At 55.3% G+C, this 17154-nt stretch carries 21 protein-coding genes; 7 read left to right on the plus strand and 14 right to left on the minus strand.

Annotated features, from left to right (window positions below):
- Positions 1–138: 138 nt before the first annotated feature.
- From J1G18_RS23925 to J1G18_RS23935, 3 genes are all read right to left on the minus strand, one after another.
- The gene (locus J1G18_RS23925) at positions 139–1155 is read right to left on the minus strand and encodes an ABC transporter substrate-binding protein (RefSeq protein ID WP_223008769.1); all 1017 of its coding nucleotides are present in this window, start codon (positions 1153–1155) and stop codon (positions 139–141) included.
- A gap of 127 nt (positions 1156–1282) precedes the next feature.
- Positions 1283–1480, minus strand: coding sequence for a hypothetical protein (locus tag J1G18_RS23930; protein WP_027612962.1), 198 nt, complete (start codon positions 1478–1480; stop codon positions 1283–1285).
- 8 nt (positions 1481–1488) lie between these two features.
- Positions 1489–1959, minus strand: a complete 471-nt coding sequence (locus tag J1G18_RS23935; protein WP_007966910.1) for a hypothetical protein — start codon at positions 1957–1959, stop codon at positions 1489–1491.
- A 401-nt stretch (positions 1960–2360) separates the two neighbouring features.
- On the opposite strand from J1G18_RS23935, the gene J1G18_RS23940 reads away from it, so the two are divergent.
- Both J1G18_RS23940 and J1G18_RS23945 read left to right on the plus strand, forming a co-directional pair.
- Entirely contained in the window at positions 2361–2636 is a 276-nt protein-coding gene (locus tag J1G18_RS23940; protein WP_098964388.1) for a hypothetical protein, read from the plus strand.
- A 46-nt stretch (positions 2637–2682) separates the two neighbouring features.
- Complete coding sequence (locus J1G18_RS23945; RefSeq protein WP_210558730.1) at positions 2683–2919, plus strand: DUF2789 family protein; 237 nt, start codon at positions 2683–2685, stop codon at positions 2917–2919.
- A gap of 6 nt (positions 2920–2925) precedes the next feature.
- Here the strand turns inward: J1G18_RS23945 and J1G18_RS23950 are convergent, their stop codons facing one another.
- The 3 genes from J1G18_RS23950 to J1G18_RS23960 form a co-directional block, all read right to left on the minus strand.
- Positions 2926–3126: a hypothetical protein gene (locus tag J1G18_RS23950; protein WP_007966907.1), complete on the minus strand. Its 201-nt coding sequence runs from the start codon at positions 3124–3126 to the stop codon at positions 2926–2928.
- Between the two features lie 112 nt (positions 3127–3238).
- The gene (locus J1G18_RS23955) at positions 3239–4843 is read right to left on the minus strand and encodes a methyl-accepting chemotaxis protein (RefSeq protein WP_223008771.1); all 1605 of its coding nucleotides are present in this window, start codon (positions 4841–4843) and stop codon (positions 3239–3241) included.
- A gap of 225 nt (positions 4844–5068) precedes the next feature.
- Complete coding sequence (locus tag J1G18_RS23960) at positions 5069–5473, minus strand: TraR/DksA family transcriptional regulator (protein ID WP_003225981.1); 405 nt, start codon at positions 5471–5473, stop codon at positions 5069–5071.
- 414 nt (positions 5474–5887) lie between these two features.
- Between J1G18_RS23960 and J1G18_RS23965 the strand changes: the two genes are divergently transcribed.
- The 5 genes from J1G18_RS23965 to J1G18_RS23985 all read left to right on the plus strand — a co-directional run bounded on the left by J1G18_RS23965 (position 5888) and on the right by J1G18_RS23985 (position 10430).
- Positions 5888–6796, plus strand: coding sequence for a MurR/RpiR family transcriptional regulator (locus J1G18_RS23965; RefSeq protein ID WP_007966905.1), 909 nt, complete (start codon positions 5888–5890; stop codon positions 6794–6796).
- 61 nt (positions 6797–6857) lie between these two features.
- Entirely contained in the window at positions 6858–7463 is a 606-nt protein-coding gene (locus tag J1G18_RS23970; RefSeq protein WP_134786682.1) for a glutathione S-transferase, read from the plus strand.
- Positions 7464–7465: 2 nt separating this feature from the next.
- A complete protein-coding gene (locus tag J1G18_RS23975; RefSeq protein ID WP_223008781.1) occupies positions 7466–8572 on the plus strand; it encodes a DNA alkylation repair protein in 1107 nt (368 codons plus the stop codon).
- A gap of 188 nt (positions 8573–8760) precedes the next feature.
- Positions 8761–9303: a hypothetical protein gene (locus tag J1G18_RS23980; RefSeq protein ID WP_223008783.1), complete on the plus strand. Its 543-nt coding sequence runs from the start codon at positions 8761–8763 to the stop codon at positions 9301–9303.
- A gap of 98 nt (positions 9304–9401) precedes the next feature.
- Positions 9402–10430: a DUF6602 domain-containing protein gene (locus J1G18_RS23985; protein WP_223008785.1), complete on the plus strand. Its 1029-nt coding sequence runs from the start codon at positions 9402–9404 to the stop codon at positions 10428–10430.
- Between the two features lie 109 nt (positions 10431–10539).
- Here the strand turns inward: J1G18_RS23985 and J1G18_RS23990 are convergent, their stop codons facing one another.
- From J1G18_RS23990 to J1G18_RS24025, 8 genes are all read right to left on the minus strand, one after another.
- On the minus strand, positions 10540–11136 hold the full coding sequence (locus tag J1G18_RS23990; RefSeq protein ID WP_223008787.1) for a hypothetical protein: 597 nt from the start codon (positions 11134–11136) through the stop codon (positions 10540–10542).
- 522 nt (positions 11137–11658) lie between these two features.
- On the minus strand, positions 11659–12315 hold the full coding sequence (locus tag J1G18_RS23995; protein WP_223008789.1) for a DUF2931 family protein: 657 nt from the start codon (positions 12313–12315) through the stop codon (positions 11659–11661).
- A 32-nt stretch (positions 12316–12347) separates the two neighbouring features.
- Positions 12348–13007 (minus strand): DUF2931 family protein, encoded by a 660-nt coding sequence (locus J1G18_RS24000; RefSeq protein WP_223008791.1) that lies wholly within the window; start codon positions 13005–13007, stop codon positions 12348–12350.
- The gene (locus J1G18_RS24005; protein WP_223008793.1) at positions 13007–14548 is read right to left on the minus strand and encodes a T6SS phospholipase effector Tle1-like catalytic domain-containing protein; all 1542 of its coding nucleotides are present in this window, start codon (positions 14546–14548) and stop codon (positions 13007–13009) included. Before J1G18_RS24005 ends, J1G18_RS24000 begins: the two co-directional genes overlap by 1 nt.
- Positions 14549–14686: 138 nt before the next feature.
- Complete coding sequence (locus J1G18_RS24010) at positions 14687–15049, minus strand: DUF6124 family protein (RefSeq protein ID WP_210558721.1); 363 nt, start codon at positions 15047–15049, stop codon at positions 14687–14689.
- Positions 15050–15557: 508 nt separating this feature from the next.
- The gene (locus tag J1G18_RS24015) at positions 15558–16079 is read right to left on the minus strand and encodes a GNAT family N-acetyltransferase (protein ID WP_139054717.1); all 522 of its coding nucleotides are present in this window, start codon (positions 16077–16079) and stop codon (positions 15558–15560) included.
- Between the two features lie 158 nt (positions 16080–16237).
- Positions 16238–16717 carry a GNAT family N-acetyltransferase gene (locus J1G18_RS24020; protein ID WP_139054716.1) on the minus strand — a complete coding sequence of 160 codons (480 nt, stop codon included), beginning with the start codon at positions 16715–16717 and terminating at the stop codon, positions 16238–16240.
- A 13-nt stretch (positions 16718–16730) separates the two neighbouring features.
- Positions 16731–16946 (minus strand): DUF4287 domain-containing protein, encoded by a 216-nt coding sequence (locus J1G18_RS24025; RefSeq protein ID WP_139054715.1) that lies wholly within the window; start codon positions 16944–16946, stop codon positions 16731–16733.
- Positions 16947–17154 lie beyond the last annotated feature (208 nt).

Here is a 17154-nt window from a genome sequence, read left to right on the forward strand (position 1 = left end):
AGCATGAAAGCTTCGCGAGCAAGCCCGCTCCCACAGGAGAACGCGTTCCAATTGTGGGAGTGAGACTGCTCCCACAGGACAGAGCGCTCCAATTGTGGGAGCGGGCTTGCTCGCGAAGAGGCCAGCAGTCTCAACTATCTATTTCAGATCAGCCGCCACCTTCTCCGCCACCTCCTTCGGCACCCACGCCTGCCACACCTCTGGATGCGCCTTCATGAACGATTCCGCTGCCTGCCGTGGTGCGGTGTGTTTCTCGCTCATCTCGGCCAACGCCTTGTTCAGCGGCTCGATTGGGAAATCCACCTTGCTGAAGAATTCGGCAATCTGCGGATACTGCTTCTGGAACGGCGTAGACACGCCAATCGACAGCTTCGATGCCAGCGAACGGGTCGGTTTCGGATTGGGGTTATCGGCATCGGTCAGGGTCTTCCACGCCTCGGCATCGAACGGTGGCTCTTCCAGCTGCACCAGTTTGAATTTGCCCAGCAATGGCGTCGGCGACCAGTAATAGAACAGCACCGGTTTGCCCCGACGGATCGAAGAGCTGATCTCGGCATCCAGCGCCGCGCCCGAGCCACTGCGGAAATTGGTGTAATCGTCCTGCAGGCCGTAAGCGGTCAGCTTCTGTTTGCTCACCACTTCCGAGGTCCAGCCGATCGGGCTGTTGAGGAACCGACCCTTGCTCGGATTTTCCGGATCCTTGAACACGTCCTTGTATTTCTTCAGATCACTGACACTGCGCAGGTCCGGCGCCAGCGGCTTGATGCCCTTGGCCGGGTCACCCTTGATCACGTATTCCGGCACCCACCAGCCTTCAGTCGCACCCTTGACCGTATCGCCGAGACTGACGACCTTGCCCTCCGCCTCCGCCTTGACCCACACCGGACTGCGCCCGGCCCACTCTTCGCCAATGACCTGAATGTCATTGTTGGCCAGCGCGGTTTCCAGGGTGATGGTGGTGCCGGGCAACGTATCGGTCGGCAGGCCATAGCCCTTCTCGACGATGATCCGCAGGACATCGGTGATCAGGCTGCCGCTTTCCCAGTTCAGGTCGGCAAAATGAATCGGTGCCTGCGCCGCCGCTGCCGGCTGCGCGGCCGTCAGTACACCGAACGAAACCACGCTGGCGGCCAATAGCCGTCGAATTCCTTTCATGCTTTGCACCTCGTGCTGTTCACAGCAATAGCAGGATGGCCTGGCAGAAGACCGCAAGCCTCTGAATACTCAGTCAACTGACTGTAGCCGAGGTTCCTGCTTTTTCCGGGGGCCAATCCCGGCGAGGTTATGTTTCAGACTTTTCCTGCAAGCTTTGCAGCTCGCGTCTGACCATGCTGGCGTATTCCGCAGGCCGTAAGGTGTAGATCTGCGCTGCCACCCAGTTTAGCCATGCGCCCTGCAATTCGGCTTTGGCGTTGAACAGGCGCAATGCCTCTTCACGTGCGCGGTCGAGGTTCTGCGAATGGAAGTCGGCGCGACTCAAACTACCGATCACTCGCTGGCCTTGAACGTGATCAGTTCGCCCTTGCGCCACTTCGCCGCTTTACCGGTAACAGCTTTCAGGGTCTTGGTCAGGCCTTCCTGCAGTTGCTGGTGCGCGGCAAACACCGTCACCACGCTGTGGCCTTCCTTGAACAGGATCGCGTGGCCGTCCGCTGTATCGACAAAGGCGTAATCGCCCAGGCCGTACACCGTGAGTTTGATTTCGCGAAAGCGAATGTCCATCTTGCCGCCTTCACGGCTGGGCAGCACGGCCGCGCTGAAATGATCGCCGACCTTGAGCTTGAGCCCCGGTTTGTCATCGACCACCAACGCACTTTCGGTGTCGATCTCGGCCACGTAAATGCCTTCGGCGTTCTGTTCGGTGATGTAAACAAAACGCGACTGGAACAGCTTGACCAGCTTTGCACGCAAATCACCCAACACGAACAAAGCATGCATATCGAGGTTACTGACTGCCAAAGAAACATCCCCACATCTGAAAAAGTACCCGGCGCCAAAACGCGCACGGCAAAAAAACGGCCAGGCCGATGCTGTTACCGAATGACTTCAGTACACCTGAAACAAGCGGAGCGCCCATACATCACAAGTTCGCAAGACTACTGGAAAGTCAGGCGAGAAACTTGCCTCGATGTTCGCCAGGCCTTGAAGGAAAAATCTTCATTGAAGCGCAACGAAGACGGACTACAAACTTTAGGGAAAAAACTGACGAAAAAAAGCCCTTTTCCGACATATCGCCGGTAAAAAATTGCTTTAGATAGCACCTGTCGCCAGCAGACACTGGCGATTCTAGAGCAGCGATGCTGCTTCCGACTACCCGAACCGACCTGTAACCGTCGGCTATCTCATGAAAAGGACTTCATATGTGCACTCTGACTCACTTTGCCCAGCCCTCCAAACCAGTCATGGATACGCCTTTCGTGCTGCACGGCACTGATTTGCCGGAACTTGCGCAATACGCACAAAGCGTCCAGACCCCGCGATTTCAGGTGGTCCCGGCAGGTAATGCGTTCTTTCATATCAAGGAATCTTCCACCGGCCGTGTAAGAGGTTTCCGCGAAGACCATAACGAAGCGTGCGCCCTCGCCCGCTTGCTTGAATCACGGATCGAACTCTTGCCCAACGGCTGCCTCAGATAAAGAGCGAGCGACAGCGCCATTTCGGCACACGCAAAAGGAGTACACGATGGAACTGCCTGCATATGATCTGAAAACCCTGTTCGACCAACTGGGCCTGCCATCGGAAAACGGGGCCATCGACGATTTCATCGAAGCGCATCCGCTGGATGCCAAAACCAAGTTGATCGATGCCAAGTTCTGGACAGCGCAACAGGCGCAACTGCTGAAGGAGTGGCTGCGCGCCGACGGCGAAGAAGCGGTGATGGTCGATGAATTGAACGTACGCCTGCACGACGGACGTTAATAAATGTCAGTGCAGGCTGTCGCCAGGCTCGGCCATCAGTTGCGCGAGCCAGGCAGCCTTGCACTCCTCCGCCTCGTCGCGACTGGCGAACGCGGTGCCACGCCGCTCACCATTGAGCAACACCACCCAGCAGACGCTCTGGCCCATCGCGCGCAATCCGGCGGGCACACCACTGCCAATCATCACCGCGACATCGACTCTGCACATACTGACCTCTCGACTTCATTAGCTACCTAACTAACGGCCATGTTAATGACTTCGTCGCAGAGGAAACAGCAACGCCCGTGCACAGATTCATTGCGCGAGCGGTAACAATCGATCAGCGCGGATTCTCCGGCTTGTAACCCAGGCGCAGACCGCCCCAATGCCGGCCCTTGACCATGATCGGCACCGACAAGTCGTGCATCAGCTCCCCGGTGTCGCGGGTGTAGGTCTGCAGCAACACCGCCTGTTGATGGCTGCCGCAGCGAATCCCGGTGCGGTCGGCGAACTTGCGTTTGGTGCGGTTACCCACCGCGTCGACCTGCGCGTCACCGGTCAACGGCTGACTGAACGCCAGATTGTGCGTCGGCACATAACCCTGCGGCGTGCAGGCGATGGCGAACACCAACCCCTCATGGCGCGGCAGCAACGGCTCCTGGATCGCCGGCAGCACCTGATCGGTGTAGCGGTCGAAACGGGTCTGAAACTTCGCCGGCTGCGTCCCGGGAATCGGTTGATATTGACGGTCGAACAAATCCTCAAGACTGATCCGCCCCTGCTCGACATCCGCCTCGAACCGCGCCGCAATCTGACTCGCGCCCTCACGCGCCAGGTCATAGACGCGCTGGTGATAGTCATCCAGACCGACTTCGGCCAGACGCTCGCTGATGGTTTCCGCCTGCCCTTCCATCTGCACAGCGGCCTCGGCCAGACGCCGGGTTTGTTGATCGCTGATCGCCAGATCACTGCGCATCTGCTCGATGGCCTTGAACAGACTGTCGAGCTGCTCGCGATTGGTTTCCGCGCCACGGGCGATTTCGCCGACCTGGGTTTCCACCCCGGCCGCCAACCGCGCGATGTTTTCCAGATGCTGGCCGGTGTTCTCGACCTGCTCGACACCGGTCTGCAGATCGCTGGACAGCTCGCGGATCTGCTCCACCACTTGCGCCGTACGCTGCTGAATGTCGGCAACCATCTCCCCGACCTCGCCGGTCGCCGAGGCAGTCCGCGCTGCCAGACCGCGCACCTCATCCGCCACCACCGCAAAACCACGGCCATGCTCGCCAGCCCGCGCCGCTTCAATCGCCGCGTTGAGGGCGAGCAGATTGGTCTGGCTGGCGATGGACTGAATCACCAGCGTCACCCGTTGAATATCATCGCTGCGCAGACTCAGGGCTTCGATCAGCTCACGACTGGCGTTGGCGCGTTGACTGAGTTGGTGCATGCGCGCAATCGAATCCACCAGTTCGGTGCGCCCCGCCGCGCTGCTGTGATGCGCTTCGCTGGCGGCGTCCAGCGCTTCACGACTGAGCTGCGAAGTGGCGTGTTCGGTGGCGATCATCACTTCGGCGTTGCTGACAATCTGCGCCGCCGCATCGAGTTGCGATTCGAGTTTGCTCGCCAGTTGCTTGACGGAAAACGCCACACCGGCGGCTGACAGCGCGTTATGACTGGTGGTGTAGGAAAGATCGCGGGTGAGTTCGGCAATCGCGCTGCCGGCATCGACAGGCGCAGCATCAGGGGTGGCCCGCGAGCGCAGGCGCGGCAGCCAGACAATCAGCACCGCCAGCGGCAGGCCGATGTACAGCGACCATCCACCCAGCGTCATGCCGGCGAGCAACAGCATCAGGGCGATGCTTTGCAGGGTCGGAGCGATCCAGCGGTTTTTCGGCAACAGCACTGGTGCGGGCAAAGCCCCAACCAGAGATCCATCTCTCGTCATATCAACACCCCACGCTTGTTCTCATTGTTGTGACTGCATTAAACGCCACTAGAACGCCATTATCCATGGTCCGTTAGTCGTGGAGTCTGCAGCAGGTCAATGGAACGGCGCGCAAAATATCGCAGACGAGCAAAAGCAAAGATCGCAGCCCCGTCAGCTCGTGTAGGAGCTGCCGAAGGCTGCGATCTTTTGCAGGCGCCCCCGATTCAGGGGGCAGCCATGGAATCAGGCCTGACGCTGGTGCTTGTCGATCTGCTCGTGACGCTCTTGAGCTTCGATGCAGTACTTGGTGGTCGGGCTGATCAGCAGGCGTTTCAGGCCGATGGCCTCGCCGCTGTCGTCGCACCAGCCAAAACTGTCTTCCTTGATGCGCTCAAGGGCTTGTTCCAGTTGCGGCAGCATGCGCTGGTCGCGATCGATCGCGTTGACCAGCCAGGTGCGCTCTTCTTCAACCGAAGCCGCGTCCGCCGGGTCGGCCGGAGTGTCCAGGCTTTCGATGGCGATACGGTTTTGCTCAATGCGCTCGTGGGTTTCGACTTTCATGTTCTGCAACAGCTCAGTGAAGAAAGCGTGTTGCTCGGCATTCATGTAGTCATCTGCCGGCATGGCCAGCAACTTGTCCTTTGTCATTGATATCTCTATAAAAAAACGTGCATTAAGGCGAAATAGGGAGCGTTCCGGCGAACCGTGTCCGGTCGACGAAAAGGCATCGTTTATTGCAAACGCCACCCGGCACTCAATTTACGAAGGGGCGGCAGTCTAAGGCCCGTTTGAGGCCTCAGCAACTGTAAATACCGGGAATTTGTCCGACAACAGCCGTAAACGGGTCTGACACAGGCTTCATGGCGGTCATCGGAGTGCGTTTATAGCAAGAAATTCAGTCCAACGGCTGTATATAGAAGACAAACGGCTAACCGCTGGCGTCTCATCGCGAATTTTTCTACTCCCGGTGCATCGTTTCAGCCAAGCAGAACCCCAAAAGCCCTCCTAACATCAGCCACAACCCAGCACTTTGTGTGATTTGATCAGCCTGAAGGAAGACTTATGCCCCGCCCCGATCTGCCGGCCAACGACGAGCGCCCCCTCGCCAGTCCCCCGATCAATGCCGAGCGTCTGCTACAACTGATCACCGACGAATACGACACCCTGCCGCGCCAACTCAAGCGCATCGCCAGCTACATGAGCCAGCAAAGCGACCGGATCATGGTCGATCGCATCAGCGACATCGCCCGGGAATGCGAGGTGCACCCATCCGCCATCGTGCGTTTCTCGCAACGCTTCGGCTTCAGCGGCTTCAGCGAAATGCAGGCGCTATTCCGCGCCGCCTACACCCACAAAGCCTCGCCGGTGCACAACTACCAGCAACGCATCCGCAGCATGATCGCCAACCAGTCGCAGCAGGCCAGCGACGGCGACCTCGCCCGCGAATGCATCGACGCCACCCGCTCCGGCATCGAACGCCTGGGCCGCGAACTCGACGACGTCGCGTTCGAAAAAGCCGTCGACCTGATCGTCAACGCCGACAACATCTATGTGGTCGGCGTACGTCGCTCCTTCGCCGTCGCCGACTACCTCGTTTACAACTTGCAACACACTCACAAGCGCATTCACCTGGTTTCCGGGCTGGGGGGCAGTTATCGCGAGCAGATGCGCAGCGTGCGTAGCGGTGATTTGGTCATCGCCATCAGCTTCACCCCCTACGCCAAGGAAACCCAGCACTGCCTGCGCTACGCCCGCCAGCAACAGGCCAACACCCTGATCCTCACCGACAGCCACCTCTCGCCATTGGCCAAAAACGCCAACAGCCTGCTGCTGGTGAATGAGGGCAGCGCATTGGCGTTCCGTTCGCTGAGTGCGACCTTGTGTTTGTGTCAGGCGTTATTTGTGGCGGTGGCGTATCGGCTGGAATTGAATGTGGATGAGATTCACGAACAAGCCGGTTTTGACGACTGACATTTACCTCAGGCTCGGCTAGGTTATGCCTTCCCACCGGTTCGACTTGAAGGAACGCGTCATGAAACTGATCGGCATGCTGGACTCCCCTTACGTGCGCCGCGTGGCGATCTCCGCCAAACGCCTCGGCATCGACCTCGAACATGAATCGGTCTCGGTGTTCCGCCACTTCGAGCAATTCCAGCAGATCAACCCGGTGGTCAAGGCGCCTACGCTGATCCTCGATGACGGCGTGGTCCTGATGGACTCCACCCTCATCCTCGACTACCTCGAAGCCGCCAGCGGCAAAAGCCTGCTGCCGACCGACCTCAAACAACGCGCCCACGCCCTGCGCCTGATCGGCCTCAGCCTCGCCGCCTGCGAAAAAGCCGTGCAGCTCTATTACGAACGCAACCTGCGCCCGGCCGACATTCAATACCAACCGTGGGTCGAACGCGTCGAAGGCCAACTCGCCGCCGCGTTCACCGCCCTCGAACAGGAACTGGAAAAAACCGGCCTGCCCACCGACGGCACCCTCACCCAGGCCGGCATCAGCCTCGCCGTCGCCTGGAGCTTCACCGACCTCGTCGTCCCCGACCAGATCGACACCCGCCGCTACCCGCACATCGCCCAATACACCGCGTACGCCGAAACCCTCGAAGCGTTCGTCAGCACCCCGATGACCTGACCATGAGCACCACCGACAGCGCCGCCCCGGCGTTAAAGGAAATCTTCAACGCCGAACGCCTGCAACACATCGCCAGCGAAATGATCGCCGTGTACCCGGCGTTCAAGGCCAAGGCGTTTCTCAAGCACGCCAATCAAGGGCTGGCGGAATTGTCGGTGATGCAACGCATGGCCCGCGTCAGCGAAAGCCTGCACGCCGTGCTGCCACTGGACTACGAAGATTCCCTCGAAGTCCTGCGCGAACTCGCCCCCCGCCTCAACAGCGGATTCGTCAGCATGTGCCTGCCGCACTACGTCGCCAGCTACGGCGGCCACGCCTTCGATACCTCGATGCAAGCACTGAAATACTTCACCACCTTCGGCTCCTCCGAATTCGCCATCCGCCACTTCCTGCGCAGCGACCTCGAACGCTCGCTGGAACTCATGCACGACTGGACCCAAGACCAAAACCACCACATCCGCCGCCTCGCCAGCGAAGGCACCCGCCCTCGCCTGCCCTGGTCATTCCGCCTGGAAGCCGTGCAAGCCAACCCGCAACTGACCGCCGGCATCCTCGATCGGTTGAAAGCCGACGAGAGCTTGTACGTACGCAAGTCCGTGGCGAACCATCTGAATGACGTGACCAAGGAACATCCGGAATGGGTGCTGGACACGATTGAAAGCTGGCCACTGGAGAACAAACACACGGCGTGGATTGCCAAGCATGCGCTGCGCAGCTTGATCAAACAGGGCGATTTGCGGGCGTTGACGGTGATTGGCGCGGGCGCGAAAGCTGAAGTTGAGTTGCTGGATGTGCGGGTTGAACCGGCGGTGGTTCGGTTGGGTGAGGCGATTACGTTGTCGTTTACGGTGAAGTCGACAGTGGCGCATGAACAGCGGTTGGTGATTGATTATACGATTGACTATGTGAAAGCGAATGGCGGGGTTTCGGGGAAGGTTTTCAAGTTGAAGACGGTGGAGTTGGCTGGGTTTGGGGAGGTGGTTGTGGGGAGGCGGCAGGTGATTAAGGATTTTACGACGCGGAGGCATTTTGTGGGGCGGCATGGGGTTAGGGTTTTGGTTAATGGGGAGGTTTTGGGGAGTGGTGCGTTTGAGATCGTTGCTGATTGATACCGCTAATAGATTCCGTTGATCTGGCAGTACTTCGAGTTACAGGGAATTACGGATAAGGCTGCTTTCGGCCAAAAGCTGTCGGTCAGAAGAGTCTAAAATATTGGGTGCTATTCAATTCGCCGGTCATGCGGCGAGTCAAAATTGACCCAGTTGGATAGCTTTATGACAGCATGAGAGGTTTGATAATGGATGTAACGGGGATTAACTGGGGCTCGGTAGCCGATTGGGCTTCTGCGTTCGGATCTGTGTCGGCAGCGATGGTGGCATTGTACCTGGCACATACGTCACAACGCGTGCAACTATCGGTCATTTGCGGGGTGCGGGTTATAGTTGGTGGCGGCGCGGCACCCGTGCACCTCGCGTCCATAATGGTAACCAACACCGGAGATAGACAGTTCAAAATTTCAAATATCTCTATTCAGCATGGACTTATTAAAAAAAAATATGGCGTCTTAAAAATAGGCGCTCCAACCGAGTACTGCGAAAGCTTGCTGCGCGTACTCAATGATGGTGACCAAGCGCATTTTGGTTTTCCGCTTGAATCTGAAACCAATTGGGTTGCGACAATGGGAAATGATTGTCTAACCGAGCTCGATATCGCCACTATTCGAATAACAATCCATTGCTCCAACGGACAGAGCGTCAAAATCAAACCTGAAAAACCGTTGCTAGACTTCATCCGAACTCGCATGCGCAAGCTTCAAAACAATGAGGCAAATACCTTATAAATCTATCGTCAAGTGCAAAAGACAAACAAACCAAAATGGCAATGAAATGACCAATCAAAAAAAGCAAATTAAAAAATCTAAGTTATTCATGGTAGGTGATGATGCGTCAGCCTAGTTCGGATTGGATCCGTGAAAGTATTTGGCTTCGCTGCTTTCGTGAGGTTATAGGGGAAGTCGCCTATCATCGGGGTTTGGATTCACTGAAAACTCGCACGCGAGAAAAATGGCAACCCGATGATAGAGTAATTTATTATTCAACTTTAGAGCGAGAGCGCAGGCTAGGCGCAGAGTGTTTTTTAATTAAAAACATTTATACTGGATTAGATCATGGTACAGCGGGTGACGCAACTGAGGAATTTTGGGTAGAACTATTGCAAGATTTGTTACCACAATATGAAGTCGTTCTTAAAGGTGTGATCGCTGGGATAGGCCCATTGATATCTCCTCAAATTGATATATTGATAGTGGACAAAAATTTTCCTAAAGCTATTTTTAAAACCAAGGTGTATCCGATCGAGTCTGTTGTGGCTGCTTTTGAATGCAAACTAAGCTTGCGTTTGCAAAATATAAAAGATGCTGTTCATACGGCAAAGCTTTTAAATGGTACAAGCTCAAGTGATCCAATTGATAAAATACCAATTTTCTACGGCGTATTGGCCCTTTCTAGTGATATCGAAAATAAATACAAGCCTGCATATGAGTCTGTTCTCGATGCGCTTGCAAAGCATCACTTTGATTTAGGTCCATCACTGTGCATGGTCGATGCAGTACTTTCGCTTAATAGTTTTTGTTTGGCGGGAACTCGAACAATTTTTTGCTACGATGTTGATAATGAGCCAATGAACATGACTTTCGAAAGAGTATATGAATATCATGACGAAGGAGAAGCTAGGCCGGCAGATAGCGCCCTAGGGCTTTTCATTCAGAAATTATTATCGCATTTGGCGAAAAGCGACTCATCCCTTGCTAATACCCGGAAAATGTATGACCTATTCACCAGATATCCCCTTGGAAGTAAGACTATAATTACTGAGGACTTATCAAAATATATTTCTGCAGGTCAAATTGAAAAAATTTCTAGATCACTATATCCCGAAGAAACAACTGTTTATTCTTTAAATATCTAGGTTTTTTCGATTACAGTGAAATAGGGGGCAGATCACCATTATTGAAATATTGTTTGCCCGCCTATTCCTCATCTGACTATCTAGTATATCTAAAGCGCGATCGATAAGATCAGAGACTTGGCCAAAGAGCTTCAATATAAGCTAATTCAGCATCTATAATTGCCTGGGCATTAGCCATTAGCCCATTAGACACAAATAGCTTCGAGTTGCGAACATCAAGTACGCACAACCTATCCCTCTCAAGAGAAAGTACCGACAATGACAATTCCAGAATGGAATGTACGAGATCAACTCTATTCTTAGCCAATGTATCAGCTTTTGTATAAAGCTTTATTACGTGTCGACGCCCATCAAATTCAACGCCCAACTCAGGATTAACAGAGATAGTGAAATTATGATAAGAATAGCTTCCTCTTGGCGGATTAAACCAAGTTATTTCTTTTCTTCCCCACCACTTCCTATATCCTTCAACCATCTCAGAATAATTTTCTACCTTATTGGCTGGTAAGGTTTGCAGAATTTCACCAAGCGAATCTTTAGACCTACCCAAAGAATGAATCTCAACCACCCCCTCGCGAAAACGACGATAGTAATCCGTCGCAGGAGAATAAGCTTCCCGGTTCTTGATTTCGCGAACCTTAGTGACCCGAGGAGTACCGGCCTTTGAAAAAACATCAACCAAATCAGTGAGCGACAATGAGGGCATACAGCATCCTTATAATAACAGCGAAGTTACTGAGAATGGCAATTATAAGAATGCTAGTCGCTCAAGGCACGATGTCAAGCGGAGTGACTACACTAGAAAACCTTGATGCAACAAAAAGCTTGAGGAACTGTTTAAGAATGCAATCCCCGCTACTCATTAGGCACGTTAGAATTGTGAGGAACGAGACTAGTACATCAATAGTGATCTGGCACCATTTTTACACCTCCCTATATCTCGAGAAAAAATTGTTGTAAGCCAAACAAATTCCTCAATATCAGATCCATTTTTTCCGTGACTTTACCCGCCCGACGCGGTTCCACCGCCAGTACGTAGAAGCGTCTTGCCCTTTACATCTCCCACGGCGCTGTCTCCAACCCAGACCTTCATGTCGTTAGGTTCGGTAAACCGAGTTCGCACCATGGAGATTTAGGGTCGTTCTTTGCTGAAAGCGGATCGTTTGACTGGCACCCGCTGATCAACTGAACACAAAGCATCGTGGTAAGTAGTTTCATCAGATGACGGTTACCAACTCCCAAACGGAATGCCGTACTTATCGATATACCGCTTAGCCTTTTCGCTCACAGGATAAGCATATTGACCGCCGTTCTTGCCCAACTCAGGCTCCAGCGGCTCCAACTCAGCCTGAGCGCGAGCGACTTTAACTGGGCGCCGACAAAGGTCTCTCACCCACACCTGCACCACTCCACCCGGTGCGAGTCCCAAATAGACCGAGGCCATGAAGCGTGCCGTTTTCTCAGGAGTCTCCGGGCAACGCTGGTGGGTAGACGTCACCATCACCTGTCTGGCCTCCTCAGGAATATCTACCCAAACCCTGTAGGTTTTTTGTTCCGGTATCGATTGCCAGCGGACGAAGATGCGCTTGGGTAACCCTGCACCGATAACCGGTTTGCCTGTACCTCCGACACCAATCCAACCGCGCGCAGACTCCTTGCCATCAGTCGGTTCTGCACCACTGGCGTTCCCTCCCCCGGCACGTAGAACGACTTTACCGTTGATGTCCTCCACGGAGCTGTCTTCAACCCAGATGTTCATGAAGTTGGGTTTGATAAATGCCAGCTCCCACCAAGGATACTTGGGATCGTTTTCACCAGAGTTGGTGCTTGTGACATGACAACCAGTGACGATCAAGCCGCCCAACAAGGTTACGAGCATTCTCATTGCCAAAGCACCCAACTATTCAATTGCCACGACTACCAACTCCCGTATGGAATGCCATATTTATCGATATACCGCTTGGCCTTTTCACTCACCGGATAGGCGTAACGCCCTTCGTTCTTGCCTTGGCTCGGCCCCAGTGGCTCAATTTCGGCCTGTGCTCGCGCTACTTTGACCGGGTGATGACATGAGTCTCTTACCCAAACCTGCACGACGCCACCGGGAGCTAGACCTAGATAGACCGACGCCATAAATCTTGCTTCCTGATCGGGAGTCTGCGGGCAGCGCTGATTGACGGACGTCACCATCAACTTTCGTGCCTCCTCTGGAATATCTACCCATGCTTGCCAGGTTTTCTGTTCGACGATTGATTGCCAACGGACCCAGATGCGAACGGGCAGGTCTGCTCCCACCACCCTCCTCCCGCTACCGCCAACCCCACCTGTCCATCCCCGGGCTGACTCTGTCCCATCTTCAGGTTCTCCCCCAGCAGCGGTGCCGCCGCCGGTTTTGTAGAAAATCCTGCCGTTAATGTCTTGAACAGAACTGTTTTCAACCCAGACCTTCATGTAGTCCGGCTCAATAAACGCCAGCTCCCACCATTCGGACTTCGGATCATTTTTGGCTGAGAGTGGATCAGCAGAATGGCAGCCGGTAATAACCAGTGCGCATAGCAAGGCTACAAGTATTTTCATCACCAGAGTGTCCAGTCAGGTACGTGCGGATGTTGCACGCGAATCGAGTCGGCCGTAGGGGCATTGATGTAGACGGCACGGATACCACTGCCATCTCTTCGCCCGAGAGGATGGTTCCAGTTTGCGGACATGTGAATGTACTTAAGCTTCAGTTGTTTTTCCTCTTGCGGCGTGGTGCTGTAATCACCTGCCAGAAATCGATCACACAGCGCGCGAAGCTCCGTGGGAACTGCCAATTCTGGGGTATCAGGAATGTCGTTGAACTTAACACCCTTCTCTTTTGCAAGCTGAAGCATCACTCGCAGATATACCCTGGATAGCATGCCGCTCACTGGACGCTTGAGTTGCAAGGCCGCATAAACGCGCTTCCTGCGAGGACTAAGTCGATCCTGCCTATCGATTGGCAGAAGAACGGGATCAGGGGTAACGATTTCCAACATTTCCGCAGGCCAACCTTTGGCCAGCCACTGATCTTTTATAGCCTTCGCATCAAGATAGATCGAAGTGGTATAGACATCGGTAAATTGCGAGACCTCGAGCGTTTGCATGGGACTGACAAGTACGCACTCATCAACCTTATCAAGGTAGCCTCCGCCGATGTCGGAATGGACGCCTGGGAGCGTGATCTCCAAATGATCAGCTTTGACCCTACTCAAGGCGAAATTCGCTCGGCACTCGTCGCGCGCAGAGAGTTGAATGACATCTGTGAAAAAACGTCGATCTAGATACAGCTTAATACCGGTGGCGATACGACTTTTTACATTGCCCAGATTTGACCAACCTGCGATTGACGGCACAGTGTCGAAAAGACCGATGAAGCCCATCCTGATACTACCGTTGTATTGCTCAACAAAGGTTCGGCTGAAAGCACGAGCATTACTGCGCAGAACATCCCCTAGAGGGCCTTGTTTTCCGCGTACGATTTCGTTGGCAAAGTGCCGAGCGGCAGCAGCGCCACGGCTAAAACCAAAGGTATCAAACGTCAGAGAGGTAATTTCACTATTGGGATGGCTATCCAAAACGTCCTTGATACGCAGCTTGATATCGGTAAACGAAAGCTGAACTCGACCAGCAACGCCTGTTTCTCCTCGACCAGTCCCCGCACCGAACGTGCTGTCCTCTTCTCCTGATCGAGTTCCGATCCCTTCGACATAGACCATACGAAACGCTTGCTTTTGAGAACCGTCTCCTTCGGCCTGTTGAGGCGCGAAGTACAGGTCACTCAATTTTTTAATATTACTGACGTCGTTACCGTAACTGCTATCCGGATCACTCATGTAAGGCATGCAACTCGCAGGAATATCCTGCGGCGCAATCGGATGCTGCGCACCGCACAGCAACCCTGCTGCCGTGTTATTCGCATTGTTACCAGTACCATCAAAGAAAACCCCAATCCTCAACGCGATGCCGACTTTCTCAGGCTCGCGCGCAGGTTCTTTCCCGTGCTTCTCATACTCAGCCCAACGCTGGGCATGAATGTCGACGGGTTTGGCTTCTTCGTAGCGGTAGTTTTTCGGGGGGTTGGGAACGTAGCCACTCAATCCTTGATTCCTTGTTCTGATCCTTGAAGAACGGGCCGAAGGGTGACAGCCGAGGCCTGGAGGCGCAAGGCGTGGCTCTGTGCCAGCTCGGTTGAAATTGCTGGGTGCGACGAGGGTTTGGCTCGTCGCACGGGGTGGTCAGTGGGCGATTTCGACGTTGTCGAGGGCCTGGTTTACGGCGAGTTCGCCGAGCATGACGACCTGGGCGATGCCCAGTGCGGTTTTGCGGTGGGAGGTGTCGAGCATGGCGGCGAAGTTGTTGAGCATTTCGCTGGCGGAGCCGAGGGTTTCGCTGGCGTTGGCGAGCAGGGATTCGGTGTCGCACTTCGGGTTGGCGAGGTACATGGGTTCGGGTTTGTGCGGGCTGGCCATGATTTGGGTGGCCGGGGTGAGGTAGTGATCGAGGGCGCGTTCGGCGGCTTCGTGGAGTTTTTTGGAATCGAGGGATTCGTAGGGCGATGCGAGGTCGGTTTCTGGCGGGTTGGGTGTTGGTTTGATCATGGTGAAACTCCTGATTGTTCATTAGGAGCTACCGGCATCACTTGCAGATGATGGGTGGCAGCTGTGCGCGGGTCTGCAAGACCGGGAAACCAGGAACCCGGCAGACCCGAAGGTCTCCCGCACAAAGCTGCCATTTTGTAGACGCGAACGAGCGTCCATATGGCGTGGCTATGCGACTGGCTTTCCGGCGGGCTTGCAGACCCGATCACTGATGAGCAGTGACAGGAATCAAGGTACGGAGGGCGCGCCAGACGCACAAGCCGGCGGATTCTGGCGTACTCGTAGGCAATGACGCAAGGCGTTGTAGGGCTTGGGTGGTTACGTGAGGCTTCGTTTAAACGGGGGTGATTTTTCTGTTTATTTCTGTCAGGGGTTGATGGGGTGATTGGGCAGACGTCTTCGCGGGCAAGCCCGCTCCCACAGGGATTTTTGGCTGGATTGAGATTGGTGGGGGCTGGACTGGCGTCATCGCGAGCAGGCTCACTCCTACAGAGGGAGGTGGTTCGAATCAGCGGGCATCTCGGTGAATTCGGAATACCAGGCTGGGGGCTTTGCCGGGGACATCGTCCAGTTCGCCGAAGCGGCACATGCCTATCTTTTCCAGGACGCGGATTGAGGCGGTGTGGTCAGGCCTGACCAGGCCGAATACCTCGGGCAAGCCGAGATGGTCGAAGGCGTGGTTCAGCGCATTTTGTGCGGCCTCTGTCGCATAGCCGTGGCCCCACGCTTCGACGGCGAAGCGATAGCCGAGGTTGATGACCTGTTTGCCCAGGTAGTCGTGGGCGGCGATGCCGGCGAATCCGAAAATGTGCTCAGGGGCTTGTGCGCTGCTGATTGCCCACCATCCGTAGCCGTGGACTTCCCAATGTTGCAGCCAGCGATCCAGCAGTGCTCCGGCCTGGGCGACGTCGGTCATGGGGCCGGCGGGGTTGAACAGGTTGGTTTGCGGGTCGCCGAAAATGCTGAAAACGCTGGGCAGGTCTGCTGGCTTTGGGCGTCGGTAGATCAAGCGTGCGGTGGTGTCTGGCATGGTCAAAACCTTGGTGATTCCGCGGGTTATGTGTCGGCTGGGCTGGCGTCTTCGCTAGCAGGCTAGCTCCCACAGGTTCCGCGCAAGACTTGGCAGCACGTCCGGCCGGACGAACGCCATCGCGGGCAAGCACGGCTCCCACAGGGATTGGGGGATGACTATTGTCGGTGGCGCGTCATGTTGATCAGCGCCACACGCCTGCCACCCGGCGCTGCACGCTCTTCGATGGAGAACGGCACGAAGCCGAGTTTCGGGTAAAGCAGCAACCCCGCCGTGTTTTCGTTGAAGCAGGACAGCTGCACTTCCCTGGCCTGATACTTTTCGAAGCCGACGGCGGTCATGATTTCGACAATGTAGCGAGCGACACCCTGGCCCCGGGCGTATGGCGCGACGATGACGTTGCCGATACAGCAGACGCCGTCGTACTCGGCACGGTAGAAGTTGGCGAAGCCGACGAACTCGCCGTTGGCCAGAAAAGCCGTGGAGTCGAAGCGCTGGCTGATCGCGGTGTGCATCTGCTCTTCCGTCAGCGGGTACTGCGCTTTCGGGAACATGAAGTACAACTCTTGAACGCCCTGCGGAAAGCCGCATAGGGTTTTGACGTCGTCGGCCGTCACGGGCCGGTGGGTGAAGTTCATGGCTGCCCTGCCCTCACTGTTTGCCTGCGGCCAAATGGTGCGCGACCAGCGCGTTGGCATGGCCGTGGCCCATGCCGTGTTCATCCTTGAGCCACGCCACCAGTTCCATGTGTTTCTTGTCGGTGACGCCCGCGAGCAGGTTAAGCCAGTGATCGATGGGCTGGCCGTATTTCTTTTCGATGGAGGGGAAGTACGACGCCGGGCCTTTTACCTTGTTGTCTTCGCTCATGCTGCAAGCTCCCTTGGGTCACGACGGAGGGTCGGCGACGCTCCTTGTCGGCAGGTCATAGAGTGGACGCGAAGTACGATTGCGGCAACTTTCCCGTCCTGCCAGACGCCACAAAAAACTGTGGGAGATTCTATGTTGCTCAGCAACCCTAGAATCTCAAACTGATCGGTATTCGCCCTGATTCTTCATCAGGGTGAATGCCACTCGG

The sequence above is a fragment of the Pseudomonas sp. MIS38 genome, from assembly GCF_019891575.1.
GTDB lineage: Bacteria > Pseudomonadota > Gammaproteobacteria > Pseudomonadales > Pseudomonadaceae > Aquipseudomonas > Aquipseudomonas putida_A.